At 63.7% G+C, this 16,739-nt stretch carries 19 protein-coding genes; 8 read left to right on the forward strand and 11 right to left on the reverse strand.

The genetic code is table 11. The annotated features are described in order from the left end of the window. Positions 1–101: 101 nt before the first annotated feature. Positions 102–827 carry a 4'-phosphopantetheinyl transferase family protein gene (locus Q6A48_RS12995; protein ID WP_304554506.1) on the reverse strand — a complete coding sequence of 242 codons (726 nt, stop codon included), beginning with the start codon at positions 825–827 and terminating at the stop codon, positions 102–104. Between the two features lie 206 nt (positions 828–1,033). Next, complete coding sequence (locus Q6A48_RS13000; RefSeq protein ID WP_304554507.1) at positions 1,034–1,822, reverse strand: dienelactone hydrolase family protein; 789 nt, start codon at positions 1,820–1,822, stop codon at positions 1,034–1,036. A gap of 153 nt (positions 1,823–1,975) precedes the next feature. Between Q6A48_RS13000 and Q6A48_RS13005 the strand changes: the two genes are divergently transcribed. The 3 genes from Q6A48_RS13005 to Q6A48_RS13015 all read left to right on the forward strand — a co-directional run bounded on the left by Q6A48_RS13005 (position 1,976) and on the right by Q6A48_RS13015 (position 4,691). Next, positions 1,976–2,575, forward strand: a complete 600-nt coding sequence (locus Q6A48_RS13005; protein WP_304554508.1) for a hypothetical protein — start codon at positions 1,976–1,978, stop codon at positions 2,573–2,575. A gap of 95 nt (positions 2,576–2,670) precedes the next feature. Beyond that, complete coding sequence (locus Q6A48_RS13010; protein ID WP_304554509.1) at positions 2,671–3,348, forward strand: response regulator; 678 nt, start codon at positions 2,671–2,673, stop codon at positions 3,346–3,348. Next, entirely contained in the window at positions 3,345–4,691 is a 1,347-nt protein-coding gene (locus Q6A48_RS13015) for an ATP-binding protein (RefSeq protein ID WP_304554510.1), read from the forward strand. The genes Q6A48_RS13010 and Q6A48_RS13015 overlap by 4 nt, the downstream gene beginning before the upstream one ends. 190 nt (positions 4,692–4,881) lie before the next feature. Here Q6A48_RS13015 and Q6A48_RS13020 read toward each other — a convergent pair whose 3' ends face one another. Continuing rightward, a complete protein-coding gene (locus Q6A48_RS13020) occupies positions 4,882–5,880 on the reverse strand; it encodes an AraC family transcriptional regulator (RefSeq protein WP_304554511.1) in 999 nt (332 codons plus the stop codon). Between the two features lie 333 nt (positions 5,881–6,213). On the opposite strand from Q6A48_RS13020, the gene Q6A48_RS13025 reads away from it, so the two are divergent. After that, a complete protein-coding gene (locus Q6A48_RS13025; protein ID WP_304554512.1) occupies positions 6,214–7,551 on the forward strand; it encodes a dicarboxylate/amino acid:cation symporter in 1,338 nt (445 codons plus the stop codon). A 347-nt stretch (positions 7,552–7,898) separates the two neighbouring features. After that, positions 7,899–9,080 (forward strand): CaiB/BaiF CoA transferase family protein, encoded by a 1,182-nt coding sequence (locus tag Q6A48_RS13030; protein ID WP_304554513.1) that lies wholly within the window; start codon positions 7,899–7,901, stop codon positions 9,078–9,080. 117 nt (positions 9,081–9,197) lie between these two features. Here the strand turns inward: Q6A48_RS13030 and Q6A48_RS13035 are convergent, their stop codons facing one another. Next, entirely contained in the window at positions 9,198–9,692 is a 495-nt protein-coding gene (locus tag Q6A48_RS13035) for a SprT family zinc-dependent metalloprotease (RefSeq protein WP_304554514.1), read from the reverse strand. 157 nt (positions 9,693–9,849) lie between these two features. Next, entirely contained in the window at positions 9,850–10,452 is a 603-nt protein-coding gene (locus Q6A48_RS13040) for a Yip1 family protein (RefSeq protein WP_014339766.1), read from the reverse strand. Between the two features lie 425 nt (positions 10,453–10,877). On the opposite strand from Q6A48_RS13040, the gene ttcA reads away from it, so the two are divergent. Then, positions 10,878–11,702 (forward strand): tRNA 2-thiocytidine(32) synthetase TtcA, encoded by an 825-nt coding sequence (gene ttcA, locus Q6A48_RS13045; RefSeq protein WP_053145881.1) that lies wholly within the window; start codon positions 10,878–10,880, stop codon positions 11,700–11,702. Positions 11,703–11,769: 67 nt separating this feature from the next. Continuing rightward, positions 11,770–12,444 carry a DNA-3-methyladenine glycosylase I gene (locus Q6A48_RS13050; RefSeq protein ID WP_304554515.1) on the forward strand — a complete coding sequence of 225 codons (675 nt, stop codon included), beginning with the start codon at positions 11,770–11,772 and terminating at the stop codon, positions 12,442–12,444. Positions 12,445–12,543: 99 nt separating this feature from the next. Here Q6A48_RS13050 and Q6A48_RS13055 read toward each other — a convergent pair whose 3' ends face one another. The 3 genes from Q6A48_RS13055 to arsC are packed head-to-tail and all read right to left on the reverse strand — an operon-like array spanning position 12,544 to position 13,917. Continuing rightward, positions 12,544–12,969, reverse strand: a complete 426-nt coding sequence (locus Q6A48_RS13055) for a DUF2069 domain-containing protein (protein WP_304554516.1) — start codon at positions 12,967–12,969, stop codon at positions 12,544–12,546. Continuing rightward, positions 12,962–13,567 (reverse strand): NAD(P)H:quinone oxidoreductase, encoded by a 606-nt coding sequence (gene wrbA / locus Q6A48_RS13060; protein ID WP_304554517.1) that lies wholly within the window; start codon positions 13,565–13,567, stop codon positions 12,962–12,964. The genes Q6A48_RS13055 and wrbA overlap by 8 nt, the downstream gene beginning before the upstream one ends. Continuing rightward, entirely contained in the window at positions 13,564–13,917 is a 354-nt protein-coding gene (arsC, locus tag Q6A48_RS13065; RefSeq protein WP_304554518.1) for an arsenate reductase (glutaredoxin), read from the reverse strand. The genes wrbA and arsC overlap by 4 nt, the downstream gene beginning before the upstream one ends. Positions 13,918–14,029: 112 nt before the next feature. Here arsC and Q6A48_RS13070 point away from each other — a divergent pair, with 112 nt between their 5' ends. After that, positions 14,030–14,497 (forward strand): TlpA disulfide reductase family protein, encoded by a 468-nt coding sequence (locus Q6A48_RS13070; protein WP_304554519.1) that lies wholly within the window; start codon positions 14,030–14,032, stop codon positions 14,495–14,497. Positions 14,498–14,679: 182 nt separating this feature from the next. Here Q6A48_RS13070 and Q6A48_RS13075 read toward each other — a convergent pair whose 3' ends face one another. From Q6A48_RS13075 to Q6A48_RS13085, 3 genes are all read right to left on the reverse strand, one after another. Then, positions 14,680–15,084, reverse strand: a complete 405-nt coding sequence (locus tag Q6A48_RS13075; protein ID WP_304554520.1) for an META domain-containing protein — start codon at positions 15,082–15,084, stop codon at positions 14,680–14,682. Next, the gene (locus Q6A48_RS13080) at positions 15,084–15,518 is read right to left on the reverse strand and encodes a hypothetical protein (protein WP_304554521.1); all 435 of its coding nucleotides are present in this window, start codon (positions 15,516–15,518) and stop codon (positions 15,084–15,086) included. The genes Q6A48_RS13075 and Q6A48_RS13080 overlap by 1 nt, the downstream gene beginning before the upstream one ends. A 216-nt stretch (positions 15,519–15,734) precedes the next feature. Continuing rightward, positions 15,735–16,724 (reverse strand): 2-hydroxyacid dehydrogenase, encoded by a 990-nt coding sequence (locus Q6A48_RS13085; RefSeq protein ID WP_304554522.1) that lies wholly within the window; start codon positions 16,722–16,724, stop codon positions 15,735–15,737. Positions 16,725–16,739: the final 15 nt, after the last annotated feature.

Consider the following 16,739-nt stretch of genomic DNA (forward strand, 5'->3'; position numbering starts at 1 on the left):
GGCAAGCCTTGCTCCCACAGATCAGTTTTCCCTCATTTAAGTGTGGCTTGCTGTGGGAGCAAGGCTTGCCCGCGATGAGGCCCTCCCAAACACCAAAAATCTCAGGCGCTTATCCCCACCAGGCTCAACAACTGCCCATCCTTCACCGCGAACTGGGCCTGCAGTTCACGGCCATGGTGCCATTCGGACGACAGGTCGGTCAGCAACCGCAGCCGTACCTGGCCGTCGCGGGACCAGTCGAGCACCTCGGCATGCTCGAAATAAAAGCGCTGCCCGACGATCGGGTACAACGCCTTGAACAGGCTTTCCTTCACGGAAAAGGTCAGGGTCACCAGCAGCGCCCGGTCATTGCCCTGGAGCGCGGCCAGGCGCTGCAACTCTGGCGGCGTGAGGATTTCCCCGCACAGGCGTTCGGCGCGCTCGGGTTCGAGCAGGTTTTCCAGGTCCAGGCCCAGGCCGCGCCAGTCGCGCTTGCGGGCGACGATGGCGGCCGCACGGCCGGTGCCGTGGGTGATCGAACCGCTGACATGAGCCGGCCACACCGGGGCGCGGTCCTCGCCGATGGCCGGCACACAGGCCTGGCCATCGAGCCGCTGCAATGCCGCCCGGGCGCAGATTCGCCCGGCGAGGAATTCGGCCTGGCGCTTGGCCACCGAGCGCTGGATGCTTACCGGCGGTTCGATACCGCTGTTGGGGAAGTCGGTGCCCACCAACAGCAACGGGTCGAAGCGGGTGCTCAGCAGCACCGTATCGGGCAGGGCGTCGGGCAACAGCCAGCGATCATCCAGGGGCGAGCAACAGGCGGGCAGGGTGGGGAGTGCGTTCATGTCGGGCATTTTGCCGGGTTAGGTGCAGGCTGGGTAGGGGCCAGTCTGGGGGGCGGGGGACAACTCGGCCTTTGTGGCGAGGGTATTTATCCCGGTTGGGCTGCGTAGCAGCCCCCTTCTGTAAGGCCTGACACGCTGCGATGGCGGCCGGACTGAGGGGCGCTTCGCACCCCAGCGGGGATAAATCCCCTCGCCACAGGATGTAATCAGAATATCTTCTTGAAGAACGCCTGCATGTCCGCCCACGATTTTTCATCGGCGGCCTTGTTGTAGCCGATGTCCGGCCCGCCATGCTCGCCGTGGCTCAGGCGGTCGGCGTCAGGGTTGCTGAAGCCGTGCTTGGCGCCTTCGAGGCTGACGAATTTATAGTCGGCGCCGGCCTTGTCCATCTCGCTCTTGAACGCGGTGACGTTGTCTTCGGTGACCATGCTGTCCAGGGCGCCATGCTCGACCAGCAGCTTGGCCTTGACGCTACCGGGCGTGGCCGGGGTGTTGGTCACCAGCGCACCGTGGAAACTCACCACGCCGGCCAGCGGCACGCCCTGGCGTGCGGCGTCCAGCACCACCTTGCCGCCGAAGCAGTAGCCGATGGCGGCCAGTTTGTCCGGGTCGGTCTGGGGCTGTTTCGTCAGCAGGTCGAGCCCGGCCTGGAAGCGCGCACTGGCGGCCTTGCCATCCTTGAGGGCCGCCTGCATGAAGGCCATGGCGTCCTTCGGGTGCTCGGTGTTCTTGCCGTCGCCGTACATGTCGATGGCCAGGGCGCTGTAGCCCAGGCCGGCGAGGTCGCGGGCCCGGCGCTTGGCGTAGTCATTCAACCCCCACCATTCGTGCACCACCACCACGCCCGGGCGCGGCCCCTTGACGGCATCGTCGTAGGCGTAATAGCCGATCAGCTGGGTGCCGTCGGCACTGGTGTAGGGGATCTCCTGGGTCTGGATGGCGGCGTGGCTCACGCCGCCAAGGGCCAGCAGTACAACGGCAAGCAACCTGCGCATGGTGGTTCTCCTTGAAATGGGGGTCGTGCGAGACAAGACACTCTAGCCGATTCATTCAGCCCAGGTTCAGAGAACGTTCAAGGGGTGTTCAGGGACCGCTGGTTAACGTGACGGCGACTTCACCCACCACCCACGCTTGAAAGGACTTTGATCATGACCGCGATGAAGAAACTGCTACTGGCTTTCACGGTGCTGGGCGCCAGCGCCATGGCCCACGCCGATGACAATTTCGCCAGCCTGACCCTGGGCCAGACCAGCGACAAGGTCAAGAAATCCGACGCCCTGAACGACAACCTGGGCCATCCGAACGCCGACGGCATCATCGGCAAGGACACCACCTACGGCATTCGCCTCGGCAAGCAGAACGACCAGGGGCGCTACTACGCCACCTACGACAATGTCTCGGGCACCCACAACGGCATCAAGCTGCGCCAGGAGAACCTGCTGGGCAGCTACGATGTGTTCTACCCGGTCACCAGCACCACCAAGCTGTTCGGCGGCGGCACGGCAGGCCTGACCAAGTTGACCCAGGATTCCCCCGGCTACAGCCGCGACAGCGACATCGGCTACGCGGTGGGCTTGCAGGGCGGCGTCTTGCAGCAAATTTCGCAGAACACCTCGGTAGAACTGGGTTACCGTTACCTGCGCAGCAACGCCAGCACCGAAATGAGCCCCCACGGTGGCGACAAGGTCGGTTCGCTGGACCTGACCAGCAGCGCCCAGACCTACCTGTCCGCCAACTACACGTTCTAGGCTGAGGGTGGCCCGCCGGATCGGCCAGGACGATCCGGCGCCTTTCGTTGCGGCATACAGTGCCTGATCGTTCGATTCGCCTTGGGAGGGGCTTCATGAAACTACTGGTCGTCGAAGACGAGGCGCTGTTGCGTCATCACCTGCAAACCCGTCTTACCGACAGCGGCCACGTGGTGCAGGCCGTCGCCAACGCCGAAGAGGCCTTGTACCAGGTCGCGGAATTCAACCACGACCTGGCTGTCATCGACCTGGGCCTGCCGGGTATCAGCGGCCTGGAACTGATCCGCCGGCTGCGCTCCCAGGACAAGACGTTCCCGATCCTCATCCTGACCGCCCGCGGCAACTGGCAGGACAAGGTCGAGGGCCTGGCCGCCGGGGCCGACGACTACGTGGTCAAGCCGTTCCAGTTCGAGGAGCTGGAGGCGCGCCTGAATGCGCTGTTGCGTCGTTCCAGTGGCTTCACCCAGTCGACCATTGTCGCCGGGCCGTTGCTGCTGGACCTCAACCGCAAGCAGGCGACCCTGGACCAGGAGCCGCTGGCGCTGACCGCCTACGAGTACCGCATCCTCGAATACCTGATGCGTCATCACCAGCAGGTGGTCGCCAAGGACCGCTTGATGGAACAGTTGTATCCCGATGACGACGAGCGCGATCCGAATGTCATCGAAGTGTTGGTCGGGCGCCTGCGCCGCAAGCTGGAGGCCCCCAATAGCTTCAAGCCGATCGACACCGTGCGGGGGCTGGGCTACCTGTTCAACGAGCGCTGCCAGTGATTCGTTCGCTACGAGTGCGGTTGATGCTGGCCGCCATGACCCTGGCGGTGTTGTTCATGCTGGCGTTGTTGCCGGCCATGCAGGGCGCGTTCAGCCTGGCGTTGCAGGAATCCATCGAGCAGCGCCTGGCGTCGGACGTGACCACGCTGATTTCCGCCGCCCGGGTGGAGAACAACCACTTGAAGATGCCGGCGCAACTGCCCGACGAGCGCTTCAACCTCGCCGATGCCCGGCTGCTGGGCTACATCTATGACCGCGATGGGCGGCTGGTGTGGCGGTCGAAGGCGACCCGGGAAGAAAACATCAACTACACCCCGCGCTACGACGGCCAGGGCAACCAGTTCGCGCGGATCCGCGAGAACGACGGCCAGGAATTTTTCGTCTATGACGTCGAGATCCAACTGCTCGGTGGCCAGAGCGCGGCGTTCAGTATCGTCACCCTGCAACCGGTGCGCGACTACGAGGTGACCCTGCAAGAGCTGCGGGACAATCTCTACCTGGGCTTCGGCGCGGCCCTGCTGGTGTTGCTGGCGCTGTTGTGGATCGGCCTGACCTGGGGCCTGCGGGCCCTGCGGCGCCTGAGCCAGGAGCTGGACGAAATCGAAAGCGGGGCCCGGGACAGCCTCAGCACCGAGCACCCCCGGGAGCTGTTGCGCCTGACCGGTTCCCTCAACCGCTTGCTGTACAGCGAGCGCGAGCAGCGCAGCCGCTACCGTGACTCCCTCGATGACCTGGCCCACAGCCTGAAAACCCCGCTGGCGGTGTTGCAGGGCGTCAGCGAAGACATGGCCCGGCGCCCCGCGGACCGGGAGCAGGCCTGGGTGCTGCAAGCCCAGATCGAGCGCATGAGCCAGCAGATAGGCTATCAGTTGCAGCGCGCCAGCCTGCGCAAGAGCGGGCTGGTGCGCCATCAGGTGCCCTTGCGCCCGGTGTTGCAAAGCCTGTGCGACACCCTGGACAAGGTCTACCGCGATAAACGGGTCGATGTCGGGTTCGACCTGCCGGAGCACTGCCAGGTGCCGATCGAGCAGGGCGCCTTGTTGGAAATGCTCGGCAACCTGCTGGAAAACGCCTATCGCCTCTGCCTGGGGGCCGTGCGCGTCAGCGTCCACCAGACCCACGGCGGCACGGAGCTGTGCGTGGAGGACGATGGGCCGGGCGTGCCGCCGGATCAGCGGGCGAGGATTCTCCAGCGCGGTGAACGGCTGGACCGCCAGCACCCGGGGCAGGGGATTGGCCTGGCGGTGGTCAAGGACATCATCGAAAGCTATGGCGCCCGGCTGACCCTAGGGGATTCGGAACTGGGCGGGGCGGCGTTCCGGATTCATTTTCCGGTGGTTTGACTTGAACATTTCGTTGTGTGCGGGCCTCTGTGGCGAGGGGATTTATCGTTGGGCTGCGTAGCAGCCCCCAAACAGACAACTCGGTGTGCCAGGTAGCTGGAGTCACTGCTTTAGGGCCGCTGCGCAGCCCAACGGGGATAAATCCCCTCGCCACACGGGGCAGCACCCCGCAGGAACTGGAAGTCACCACTCAAATCTCCTGCTCTCGATAAGCCCCCGGCGTCACCCCCGTCCACTTCTTGAACGCCCGATGGAACGCCGACGGTTCCGAGAATCCCAGTTGCTCGGCAATCTGCTGCAACGACAACTGTGCCTGGCCCAGGTGATAGATGGCGATATCCCGCCGCAACTGATCCTTGAGCGCCTGGAAACTGGTGCCTTCCTCGCGCAGGTGCCGGCGCAACGTCTGGGGGCTGATGTGCAGGTGGGCCGCCACGCTGTCCAGGTCGGGCCAGCGGGCCGTGTCGCGGCTGAGCAGGCGGCGCAGCTGGCTGCTCAGGCTGTGGCCATCGTCCGGGCGCGACAGCAGGTCGGCGGGGGAGCGTTCGAGGAAGTGCTTGAGGGTGCGTTCGTCCTGCAACAAGGGCATGTCCAGGTAGCGGCTGTGGAACAACAGGCTGCTGGCGGGCGCCTCGAACACCTGCGCGCAGGGGAACAGCAAGTCGTACTCGGCGGCGTGGGCGGGCTTGGCATAGCTGAAGGTCGCCTGCTCCAGGCCGATCCGCTGGCCGATCAGCCAACTGCCGAGGCGATGCCAGATCACCAGCAGGCTTTCGCTCAGGAAATGATCCGGGTCCCACAATGTCGAGTCGTCCAGTACCAGCCGGACCCGCTCGCCTTCGGTTTCCAGCGTCAGCCGCGGGGCGTCGGGGAACAGGCCGTAGAACAACAGGCCGCGCTGGAGCGCCTTGCCCAGGGTGCGGCAGTGGATCAACGCGTGGCACATCATCGCAAACGTCCCGGGTTTACTCGGCGCCCGGCCGAACCCGAGGTATTCGTCATCCAGTTGTTGCCACAGCGCCTGCAACAAGCGCGCGAACTGTTCCGGCGCGATGCGCGCCCGTGACTCTTCCAACAGCTCGGGGCTGATGCCCAGTTGTTGCAGCAGGGGCAGGTAATCGAACCCTTGTCGCCGCGCGCCGCCCAGGGCTGCGCGGGCGAAATGGCTGGCGATCGTGCGTTGGCGCATGGCAAGAAAATCCGTCCGTTAAGCGGGCGATGGTAGCAGCGCGAAGGACTTGGACAAGGCGGATATCCGCCAAATTCCGGAGCGGGAAGCGGCCAGTGGGCGGAAAACCGCCACCCCGAACGCCCTGTTTAAACCCCTGTGGAATCCGCCGGCCCGTCTGCTATACCGGATGTAGGCGATTTCGCAAAAATGGCACGCGCTTTGCGATGTGTTAGGTAGGTCTGCCGCGTGCAGCCGACAAAACAAATCCCTCCAGTGCAGGAGGGTTCGCAATTGAGGTTTCGTCGACGACAGGTGGATGTTGTCGCACGGGACGCTTGAGGAAGGTTTGCCATGACGACTCGTCAGCCCCTGTACAAATCCCTGTATTTCCAGGTGATCGTAGCCATTGCCATCGGTATTTTGCTCGGCCACTTCTACCCGCAGACCGGTGTTGCCCTCAAGCCGTTCGGTGACGGGTTCATCAAACTGATCAAAATGGTCATTGCCCCGATCATCTTCTGTACCGTCGTCAGCGGTATCGCCGGCATGCAGAACATGAAGTCGGTCGGCAAGACGGGCGGCTATGCGCTGCTGTACTTCGAGATCGTCTCCACCATCGCCCTGTTGATCGGCCTGGTCGTGGTCAACGTCGTGCAACCGGGTAACGGCATGCACATCGACGTGACGACCCTGGACACCAGCAAGATCGCCGGCTTCATCTCCGCCGGTAAAGACCAGAGCATCATCGCCTTCATCCTCAACGTGATCCCCAACACCATCGTCGGCGCGTTCGCCAACGGCGATATCCTGCAAGTGCTGATGTTCTCGGTGCTCTTCGGTTTCGCCCTGCATCGCCTGGGTGCCTACGGCAAGCCGGTACTGGACTTCATCGACCGTTTCGCCCACGTCATGTTCATCATCATCAACATGATCATGAAACTGGCTCCCCTGGGTGCGTTCGGTGCCATGGCCTTCACCATCGGCGCCTACGGTGTCGGTTCGCTGGTGCAACTGGGCCAGCTGATGATCTGCTTCTACATCACCTGCGTGGTGTTCGTGCTGGTCGTGCTGGGTGCCATCTGCCGTGCCCACGGCTTTAGCGTGATCAAGCTGGTTCGCTACATCCGTGAAGAGCTGCTGATCGTGCTGGGCACTTCCTCGTCGGAATCGGCCCTGCCACGCATGCTGATCAAGATGGAACGCCTGGGTGCCAAGAAATCCGTGGTCGGCCTGGTCATCCCGACAGGCTACTCGTTCAACCTCGACGGTACGTCGATCTACCTGACCATGGCCGCGGTGTTCATCGCCCAGGCCACCGACACCCACATGGACATTACCCACCAGATCACCCTGCTGCTGGTGTTGCTGCTGTCGTCCAAGGGCGCTGCCGGCGTGACCGGTAGTGGCTTCATCGTACTGGCCGCCACCCTGTCGGCCGTGGGTCACCTGCCGGTGGCCGGCCTGGCGCTGATCCTGGGTATCGACCGCTTCATGTCCGAAGCCCGTGCCCTGACCAACCTGGTGGGCAACGCCGTTGCCACGATCGTGGTTGCCAAGTGGGTCAAGGAGCTGGATGAAGACCAACTGCATGCCGAGCTGGCTTCCGGTGGTCGCGGCATCTCCGACGTCCGTGAAGACGACGAGCAGATCGTGGCGGCTGAATCGTCTGCCCCTGGCGTCGTGAAGTAATCTGCACGTTGCAATGAAAAACCCGCTTCGGCGGGTTTTTTTATTGCGCCTCGTTTTCAGCCTAGAGTGTTTTGTGGTGAGAGCGCTTTTGTGGCGAGGGGATTTATCCCCGCTGGGCTACGCAGTAGCCCCCTGCGTCTGATCCGACACGCCGGGTGGCAGATGAAATCCTGGGGGCGCTGCGCGCCCCAACGGGGATAAATCCCCTCGCCACAAAGGATCCGTGGCACCACAAGGGATCCGTGGCAGCACTGAGCGCAATGGTCATCTCTTGTGACACCTGCGGTGATTGCCCCACCGCCAACCCCTGCCTAGTCTTCAGCCATCACCCCCGTCGGAGATCGCCCATGCAAGGCCCACTGGCATCGCTCAAGGTTCTGGACTTCTCGACCCTGCTGCCCGGCCCGTTCGCCTCGTTGCTGCTGGCCGACATGGGCGCCGAGGTGCTGCGCATCGAGTCGCCGACCCGGCCGGACCTGTTGCGGATATTGCCGCCCCATGACCAAGGGGTTTCGGCCAGCCACGCCTACCTCAACCGCAACAAGCGCAGCCTTGCCCTGGACCTCAAGCAGCCGCAGGCGCGGGCGGTGATCGAGGCCTTGCTCGCCGACCACGACATCCTGCTGGAACAGTTCCGCCCCGGAGTCATGGAGCGGCTGGGCCTGGGGTACGACGCGCTGAAGGCCATCAATCCGCGGCTGATCTACGTGTCGATCACCGGCTATGGCCAGACCGGGCCATACAAGGACCGCGCCGGCCACGACATCAACTACCTCGCCGTGGCGGGCCTGGCCAGCCATACCGGTCGCGCCGACAGCGGGCCGTTGCCACTGGGGATCCAGGCGGCCGACATTGCCGGCGGTTCGCTGCATGGGGTGATCGGGCTGTTGGCTGCGGTGATCGCCCGGCAGCAGACCGGGCAGGGCCAGCACCTGGACGTCAGCATGACCGACTGTGCCTTCAGCCTCAACGCCCTGGCCGGGGCCGGTTACCTGGCTTGCGGGAAAACCCCCGGGTTCGAGGACCAGCTGCTCAACGGCGGCAGCTTCTACGACTATTACCGCACGCGGGACGGTCGCTGGATGTCGGTGGGCAGCCTGGAACCGGCCTTCATGCAGGCCCTGTGCGCGGCCCTGGGACGCCCGGAACTGGCGGCCCAGGGCCTTTCGCCCGACCCCGTGCAACAACGGGCGCTCAAGCAGGCGTTGCAAGTGGAGTTCGAAAAGCACGATTTCGCCGAGCTGTGCCGGTTGTTCGCGGGCATCGACGCCTGTGTCGAGCCGGTGCTGGACCTGGAAGAGGCGGTCCGGCACCCGCAATTGCAGGCCCGTGGCGTGGTGACCCAGGTGCCCCGGGGCGATGGTTCGAGCCAGGCGCAGATGGCCTGCCCATTGAAGTTTTCCCAAGGGCTGCCCGAGCCCCGGCATATTGGCGCAAGGCTCGGGGCGCATACCGATCAGGTGTTGGAGGCGTTGGGGTTCAGTGCGCAGCGGATCGAAGCGTTGCGTAAGCGCGGGGTGGTTTTGTAGCGTCTGTCAGGCAGTCATCGCGAGCAAGCTCGCTCCCACACTGGATCTATGGTGTTCACAAAACCCCTGTGGGAGCGAGCTTGCTCGCGATGGGGCCAGCCCACACACCACAAAAACTTACTCCACCCGCGTCTCCCCGCTGAACACCAGGGTATTGCGGCAGCTACGGCACAAATATCGCCGCCCCTGGCGCACCAGGCGGTGGCGCTGGGCCGAGAACGGGAAGTCGCTGCCATCGCAGGGGCATTTGTAGATGTAGCGGGTCACGCTGCGGCGCTTGATCTCGTAGGTGTGGCAGCGATTGGGCGGCAGTTCGTACACGCCGCGCATGATCAATTGCCACTCTTCGCCATGGGGTTGGATGCGCTCGCCAAACAGCTGGTGGGCGATCAGGTGCGCGACTTCGTGGGCGACGGTCTGCTTGAGGAAGTCATCGGCGTTTTCCCGGTACAACTGCGGGTTGAAGCGCAGCAGGTTCTCATGCAGATGGGCGACCCCGGCTTTCTGGCCACGCAATTTGAAGCTGACCACCGGGCGTTTGAAGGGACGTTTGAAAAAGGATTCGGCTTGTTGGTAACACTCTTCGACGCGGGTATTGAGTTGCTCGAGCATGCTGTACGGGTCTCCAGAAACCCGAGTATGCCGCAAGCGCCGACCGTTGCGAATCGCCTGGCTGCCCGGCGGTCGTTTTCCTCCGTCCGCAGACAGGAAGGCCGCCTTGCGGCGGCCTGTGTTGGCAGGTTTGCTTGTTATTGGAGGGGCTTGCGGTTCAATTGGTGTACACCGGGCCGACGCCCAACCCCCAGACGATCACGGTGAACGCCATGATGGCGACCAGCACCACCAGGCCGACGGCAAGCACCGAGCTGGAGAACAGGAAGCCTTCGTCCTGGGGAATGTTCATGAAGGTCGGCAGGCCCACGTACAACAGGTAGACCGTGTAGCAGATGGCCGCCGTGCCGACGATCATCCCCAGCCACATGTGCGGGTAGAGCGCCGCCAGGCCGCCGATGAACAAGGGGGTCGCCGTGTAGGTGGCAAACGCGACGCAACGGGCCAGGCTCGGATTGGCATCGTAGGTACGCGCCATCCAGTGGATGAAGGCGCCCATCACCGCCACGCCGCCGAGCATCGCCAGGTACGACATGACGGTCATCCACAGCGCGCTTTCCTGCGTCAGCATCACCGGCGGGCGATTGCCGATGACCCAGCCCACCTGCGTGGTGCCGATGAACGCCGACACCGCGGGAATGGCCGCCAGGATCAGCGTGTGGGTCAGGTACATGTGGCTGATGCTTTCCTCCTGATCGCCACGGATCTCCTTCCATTCTTGATCAGGGTGGGTAAAGAGCCCCACGACATGATGGATCATAGTCAGTCACTCCTTTGTTATTGCCATCGCCCCCCAACGGAGCGCCTACGGGCCAAGTGGCCAAGTAAGTAAAGGTCTGTATGTGTGTGCGACCTTATGCCGCAGTATAGAAAGGACTCATGCCCTGTGGGATGGCAGGCTTAGAGCAAATCGCGCTGTCGACTGACGGGGTAATCGCCGATGGATCTGTACATCGCTTTCGGCGAACACTCACACTTGTGGCGAGGGGATTTATCCCCGCTGGGCTGCGCAGCGGCCCCCTTCGTCAGGTCTGGCACCACGGTGAAGCTGCGAATTTGGGGGCGCTTCGCACCCCAACGGGGATAAATCCCCTCGCCACAAAAGCGCATGTCATCAGCCTTCGCCGACAGCAAGTTTTTTGCGTAAAATGCCGGCCCTTCGTCACACCTCACGGATTTCGCGTCATGGGCACTCTCACGGTCAACCAGAACAAACTGCAAAAGCGCCTGCGCCGCCTGGCCGGTGAGGCGGTCGCCGATTTCAACATGATCGAGGACGGCGACAAGGTCATGGTCTGCCTGTCCGGCGGCAAGGACAGCTACACCCTGCTCGATGTGCTGATGCACCTGCAGAAGGTTGCCCCGATCAAGTTCGACATCGTCGCGGTGAACATGGACCAGAAGCAGCCGGGGTTCCCCGAGCACGTGCTGCCGGCCTACCTCGAATCGCTGGGCGTGGAATACCACATCGTCGAGAAGGACACCTATTCGGTGGTCAAGGAGCTGATTCCCGAAGGCAAGACCACCTGCTCGCTGTGTTCACGCCTGCGGCGCGGGACGCTCTACACCTTCGCCGACGAGATCGGCGCGACCAAGATGGCCCTGGGTCACCACCGCGACGACATCGTCGAGACGTTCTTCCTGAACATGTTCTACAACGGCACCCTCAAGGCCATGCCGCCCAAGCTGCGGGCCGATGACGGGCGCAACGTGGTAATACGGCCCTTGGCCTACTGCAACGAGAAAGACATCCAGGCTTATTCGGACTTCAAGCAATTCCCGATCATCCCCTGCAATCTTTGCGGTTCCCAGGAGAACCTGCAGCGCCAGGTGGTCAAGGAAATGCTCCAGGAGTGGGAACGCAAGACCCCGGGCCGTACCGAGAGCATTTTCCGCGGCTTGCAGAACGTCGTCCCTTCGCAGCTGGCGGACCGCAACCTGTTCGACTTCACCAGCCTGCGCATCGACGAAAACGCGACCCCGCGCTTCGTCAACGTGGTGAACCTCTGACGCTGTCAACGCCTCAATTGCACGGCGCTCGCGAGCGCCGTTTTCATTTCCGACCCCAGGAGAGGGCATGCGCGATTACAAGTGGCTGCACGAGTATTGTCTGAACCGCTTCGGTTCGGCGGCTGAACTGGAAGCCCACCTGCCGGTTCCCAAGACCCCGGCGCAACTACGCAAGATCAGTGATGACCGCTACCTCTCGACCCTGGCGCTACGGGTCTTTCGCGCAGGCCTCAAGCACAGCCTGGTGGATGCCAAGTGGCCGGCGTTCGAGGAAGTGTTCTTCAAGTTCGACCCGGAAAAAGTCGTGCTCATGAGTGCCGAGCACCTGGAGCGGCTGATGCAGGACGCGCGGATCATCCGCCACCTGGGCAAGCTCAAGAGCGTGCCGCGCAACGCCCAGCTGATCCTGGACGTGGCCCACGAAAAGGGCAGCTTCGGCGCGCTGATCGCCGACTGGCCGGTGACCGACATCGTCGGCCTGTGGACCTACCTGAAAAAGCACGGCCATCAATTGGGCGGCCTGTCGGCACCGCGTTTCCTGCGGATGATGGGCAAGGACACGTTCGTGCCGAGTTATGACGTGGTGGCCGCGCTCAATGCCCAGGACATCATCGACAAGGTCCCCACGAGCCTGCGGGACCTGGCGACGGTGCAGGCTGCCTTCAACCAGTGGCATGAAGAAAGTGGTGGGCGGCCGATGTCGCAGATTTCGATGATGCTGGCGTATACCGTCAATCATTGAGACCGCGTCGCACCTATCGCGAGCAAGCTCGCTCCCACAGGGGATTTGTGAACGCCGAAAATTCAATGTGGGAGCGAGCTTGCTCGCGATAGCGGCCTATCAGGCGACGGACGGTTCGCCTTCCCCCGCTAACCGCCGGTTCAACTGAAACCGCCAACGCACATACAGCAAGGCCGAGCAGAACAGCGCCAGGCTCGCCACCATTTCCAGCACGCCGAACCACTGACGGTTCGGGTCATAGGCCGCCAACGCGCCCTTGATGAAATACAGGTTCACCACGAAGCACATCCACGAGTGCCCGCGGGCGCTGCCGCTGAGCATGCCGGGGGCGAGGATCAGCAGCGGCACCAGCTCGATCAGCAGGATGACCCACGGCCGTGCGCCATGCAGGTCGGCGATCAGCAGGTAATAGGCGCTGAGCAACCCCACCAGGGCGAAAAAGCACAGCAGGCTGAGGACCCGGGCGATGCGCACGCGCGGTTCCAGCCAGGGGATGGGCGGCAGGATCTTCGGCTTCTTAGCCACGGCCGTTCTCCAGCAGTTGCGCGGTCTTCGCCAGGCGCGAACCCAGGGCCCGGCACAGCGCGACCTCGTGTTCGTTCAAGCCGCGCTTGCCGTCGCTGCCGGCGTGATGACTCGGCCCGTAGGGCGTGCCGCCGCCTGCGGTGTCGATCAGCGCCGACTCGCTGTAGGGCAGGCCGGTGATCAGCATGCCGTGGTGCAGCAACGGCAGCATCATCGACAGCAGGGTGGTTTCCTGGCCGCCATGCAGGCTGGCCGTGGAGGTGAACACCCCGGCCGGCTTGCCCACCAGGGCACCGGTCAGCCACAGGTTGCTGGTGCCGTCGAGGAAATACTTCAACGGCGCGGCCATGTTGCCGAAACGGGTCGGGCTGCCCAAGGCCAGGCCGGCGCAGTGCTTCAGGTCGTCGAGGGTGGCGTACAGCGGGCCTTGTTCGGGGATGTCCGGCGCCACCGCTTCGCACTCGGTGGAAATCGCCGGCACCGTGCGCAGCCGGGCTTCCAGGCCGGCCTGCTCGACGCCGCGGGCGATCTGCCGGGCCATCTCGTTGGTGGCGCCGCTGCGGCTGTAATACAACACCAGGATGTACGGCGTGCTCACGGCAGGATCTCCAGGATCTTCTCCGGCGGACGACCGATCACGGCCTTGTCAGCGGTTTCCAGGATCGGCCGTTCCATGAGTTTCGGGTGGGCGGCGATGGCGGCGATCAACTGCGCCTGGCTCAGGCTTTCGTCGGCCAGGTTCAAGTCCTTGTATTCATCCTCGCCAGTGCGCAGCAATTGCCGGGCGGTGATGCCGAGCTTGCCCAGCAGGCGTTCCAGTTGCGCGGCGTCCAGTGGGGTTTCCAGGTAGCGGACCACGGTGGGCGCCAGGCCTTGGGCCTCCAACAGTTCCAGCGCACCGCGGGATTTCGAGCAGCGCGGGTTGTGATAAAGCGTCAGATCGGTCATGAGCGGGTCGCATCTTGCGTAAGGTGGCGGCTATTCTACTGTGCCGCGAGGCCCCAAGCACCCAACAGAGGCAACGGGTCGCGGCGGCTCACATTCAGACAAGGATCGGCACATGGCAAGGCGACTGACGGCGGCACTGGCATTCATGGGCATTTTGTCGCTCAGCGGCTGTGGCAACGACTACGGGGTGGACCAGAACGGCCAGGCCATCGCCTCGCAACGGCTGGACAAGCAATGGCTGGTGCTCAACTACTGGGCGGAGTGGTGCGCGCCGTGCCGCACTGAAATCCCCGAGTTCAATGCCCTGGCCGACCAGCTCAAGGGCCGCAATGTCGGTGTCTTCGGGGTCAATTTCGACCAGGTCCAGGGCGAAGAACTCAAGAGCGCCAGCGACAAGATGGGCATCCGCTTCACCGTATTGGCCCGCGACCCGGCCGAGATCTTCGACCTTCCCCGCAGCGAAGGGCTGCCGGTGACCTACATCATCGACAACCGGGGCAAAGTGCGCGAGCAATTGCTCGGGGAGCAGACGGCGGCGGGGGTGATGGCGAAGCTCGAGGCGTTGCAGGCGGTTAAATAACGTACAGTGAGCTTGAGTAGCACGCGTTTGTGGCGAGGGGATTTATCCCTGCTGGGCCGCGAAGCGGCCCCAAGATTTACTTGCCACTGCGGTGTGTCAGACGCAGCACAATGGGGCTGCTACGCAGCCCAGCGGGGATAAATCCCCTCGCCACAGGGTTTTGGCCAGGCTCAGGAATAGCCTCAGCCTTCTTCCAGCCACCAACGCAACGGCTTGCCCTGGGCAGGCCAGAAGCGCATCTGCTCGTTGGGCGCAATGTCCCAGCGCTCGACTTTTTCCAGCGCTTGCAAGAACCGTCCTTCCTGCTCCATCACGGCCGGGGCGCAGAGCTTGCGGGTGCTGCCGATCTTGCCGAAGCTCAAGCGGTGGCCTTCCAGGGTATAGGGGGCGAACCAGTGGTTGCAGCCGCCGTTGCCATAGGCGCGACCGTCATCGCCGAGGGTGATGGTCAGGTGGCTGTAGTCCATCAACGGGCGTTCGCCGATCCACTCCAGGATGTAGCTGCGGTTGTGTTGCAGTTGCACCGGCTCAGCGGCACAGCCCAGCAGGCTCATGCCGATCAGCGCGGACAGCGCCGTGCGTTTCATCAGGCCGCTTCCTGGCATTGCGGGCACAGGTGCTTTTCACCGACCGTGGTCCAGCCCAACTCGGCAATGCGCGCACGGGCGGCCGGCTTCTCGGCTTTGGTGCCGAGCTTGGCATCGACGGCGAATTCGAAACTCAGTGCCTTGGCGCAGTTGTCGCAATTGACCTGCCAGGTGTGGATCGCCAGCTCGCCGAACACCGGGCCGGTGGTCATGGCGGTCCATTGGCCCATGGGCTTGAGCAGGTGCCGAACGGTGTCCACCGTCAGGCGCATGGACAAGTCCTTGCTGCCCTTGAGGGTCACGAGCAATACATCATTGGCCTGGATCGACCCGCCATTGCCGGTCACCTGGTAGCGGCCCGGCGCCAGGGCGCGGACTTCGGTCAAGGTGTGTTGCGGGTTCATCAGGGTGTAGCGGAAATCATGTTCGGCCATGGGTCCTCCAAATAGGCGCGACATGCTAGCACGCGGCATGGCTTGGGATGGTCTCGATGGCGGGCATCTGGAGATCAGGCCGACGAAACTCCATCCCCTGTGGGAGCGAGCTTGCTCGCGATGGCAGTGTGTCAGTCAACCTCGAGGGCGGCTGATGCACCGCCATCGCGAGCAAGCTCGCTCCCACAGGGGTTATTTATTGGCTGGTAAAACGGGTTAGCCGTCGACCAGATTCTGCGGCGTGCCGTTCGCCCAGGCGGCGATGTTGTCCAGGGTGGTCGTGGCGATCGCCGCCAGTGCTTCATGGGTCAGGAAGGCCTGGTGGGCGGTGACGATCACGTTGGGAAACGTCAGCAGCCGGGCCAGGACGTCGTCTTGCAGGGGCTGGTCGGAGCGGTCCTTGAAGAACAGTTGGGCCTCTTCCTCATAGACGTCCAGGCCCAGGTAGCCCAGTTGGCCGCTTTTCAGCGCTTCGATCAGCGCCGGTGTGTCCACCAGGCCGCCGCGCCCGGTGTTGATCAGCATGGCGCCGCGTTGCATCGTCGCCAGGGATCGGGCGTTGATCAGGTGGTGGCTCTGTGCGTTGAGCGGGCAGTGCAGGCTGATGATCTGCGCCTGCTCCAGCAGCGCGGGCAGCGGCAGGTAGCGTGCCCCCAGGGCTTCGAGCTGGGGGTTGGGGTAGGGGTCATGCGCCAGCAACCGGCAACCGAAGCCGGCCATGATCCGCGCGAACGTCGCGCCGATCTGCCCGGTGCCGATCACGCCGACGGTCTTGCCCACCAGGTCGAAGCCGGTGAGACCGTGCAGGCTGAAGTTGCCGTCACGGGTCCGGTTATAGGCGCGGTGCAGGCAGCGGTTGAGCGCCATGATCAGCGCCACCGCATGTTCGGCCACGGCATGGGGCGAATAGGCCGGCACCCGGACGATGGCCAGTCCCAGGCGCTTGGCGGCGGGCAGGTCGACATGGTTGTAGCCGGCCGAGCGCAAGGCGATCAACCGGGTGCCGCCGTTCGCCAGTCGCTCCAGCACCGGTGCGCCCAGGTCATCGTTGATGAAGGCACAAACCACTTCATGCCGTTCGGCCAGGGCCACGGTGTCCAGGTTCAGGCGCGCCGGCTGGAACTGCAGTTCAAGGCCGGCGGGGACCGAAGCGTGGCTGAAACTGTCGCGGTCGTAGGTCTGGCTGCTGAAAACAATCACGCGCATGGCGGCCTCCTGAGG

This window comes from Pseudomonas citrullilanati (assembly GCF_030580855.1).
Lineage (GTDB): Bacteria > Pseudomonadota > Gammaproteobacteria > Pseudomonadales > Pseudomonadaceae > Aquipseudomonas > Aquipseudomonas citrulli.

Coding starts and splice junctions, on each gene's coding strand:
- Q6A48_RS13000 (WP_304554507.1), bottom strand. CDS start 1,822: ATGCGCAGGTTGCTTGCCGTTGTACTGCTGGCCCTTGGCGGCGTGAGC.
- Q6A48_RS13050 (WP_304554515.1), top strand. CDS start 11,770: ATGCGCGATTACAAGTGGCTGCACGAGTATTGTCTGAACCGCTTCGGT.
- Q6A48_RS13085 (WP_304554522.1), bottom strand. CDS start 16,724: ATGCGCGTGATTGTTTTCAGCAGCCAGACCTACGACCGCGACAGTTTC.
- ttcA (WP_053145881.1), top strand. CDS start 10,878: ATGGGCACTCTCACGGTCAACCAGAACAAACTGCAAAAGCGCCTGCGC.
- Q6A48_RS13005 (WP_304554508.1), top strand. CDS start 1,976: ATGACCGCGATGAAGAAACTGCTACTGGCTTTCACGGTGCTGGGCGCC.
- Q6A48_RS13075 (WP_304554520.1), bottom strand. CDS start 15,084: ATGAAACGCACGGCGCTGTCCGCGCTGATCGGCATGAGCCTGCTGGGC.
- Q6A48_RS13020 (WP_304554511.1), bottom strand. CDS start 5,880: ATGCGCCAACGCACGATCGCCAGCCATTTCGCCCGCGCAGCCCTGGGC.
- Q6A48_RS13025 (WP_304554512.1), top strand. CDS start 6,214: ATGACGACTCGTCAGCCCCTGTACAAATCCCTGTATTTCCAGGTGATC.
- Q6A48_RS12995 (WP_304554506.1), bottom strand. CDS start 827: ATGAACGCACTCCCCACCCTGCCCGCCTGTTGCTCGCCCCTGGATGAT.
- Q6A48_RS13080 (WP_304554521.1), bottom strand. CDS start 15,518: ATGGCCGAACATGATTTCCGCTACACCCTGATGAACCCGCAACACACC.
- arsC (WP_304554518.1), bottom strand. CDS start 13,917: ATGACCGATCTGACGCTTTATCACAACCCGCGCTGCTCGAAATCCCGC.
- Q6A48_RS13035 (WP_304554514.1), bottom strand. CDS start 9,692: ATGCTCGAGCAACTCAATACCCGCGTCGAAGAGTGTTACCAACAAGCC.
- Q6A48_RS13040 (WP_014339766.1), bottom strand. CDS start 10,452: ATGATCCATCATGTCGTGGGGCTCTTTACCCACCCTGATCAAGAATGG.
- Q6A48_RS13010 (WP_304554509.1), top strand. CDS start 2,671: ATGAAACTACTGGTCGTCGAAGACGAGGCGCTGTTGCGTCATCACCTG.
- Q6A48_RS13070 (WP_304554519.1), top strand. CDS start 14,030: ATGGCAAGGCGACTGACGGCGGCACTGGCATTCATGGGCATTTTGTCG.
- Q6A48_RS13030 (WP_304554513.1), top strand. CDS start 7,899: ATGCAAGGCCCACTGGCATCGCTCAAGGTTCTGGACTTCTCGACCCTG.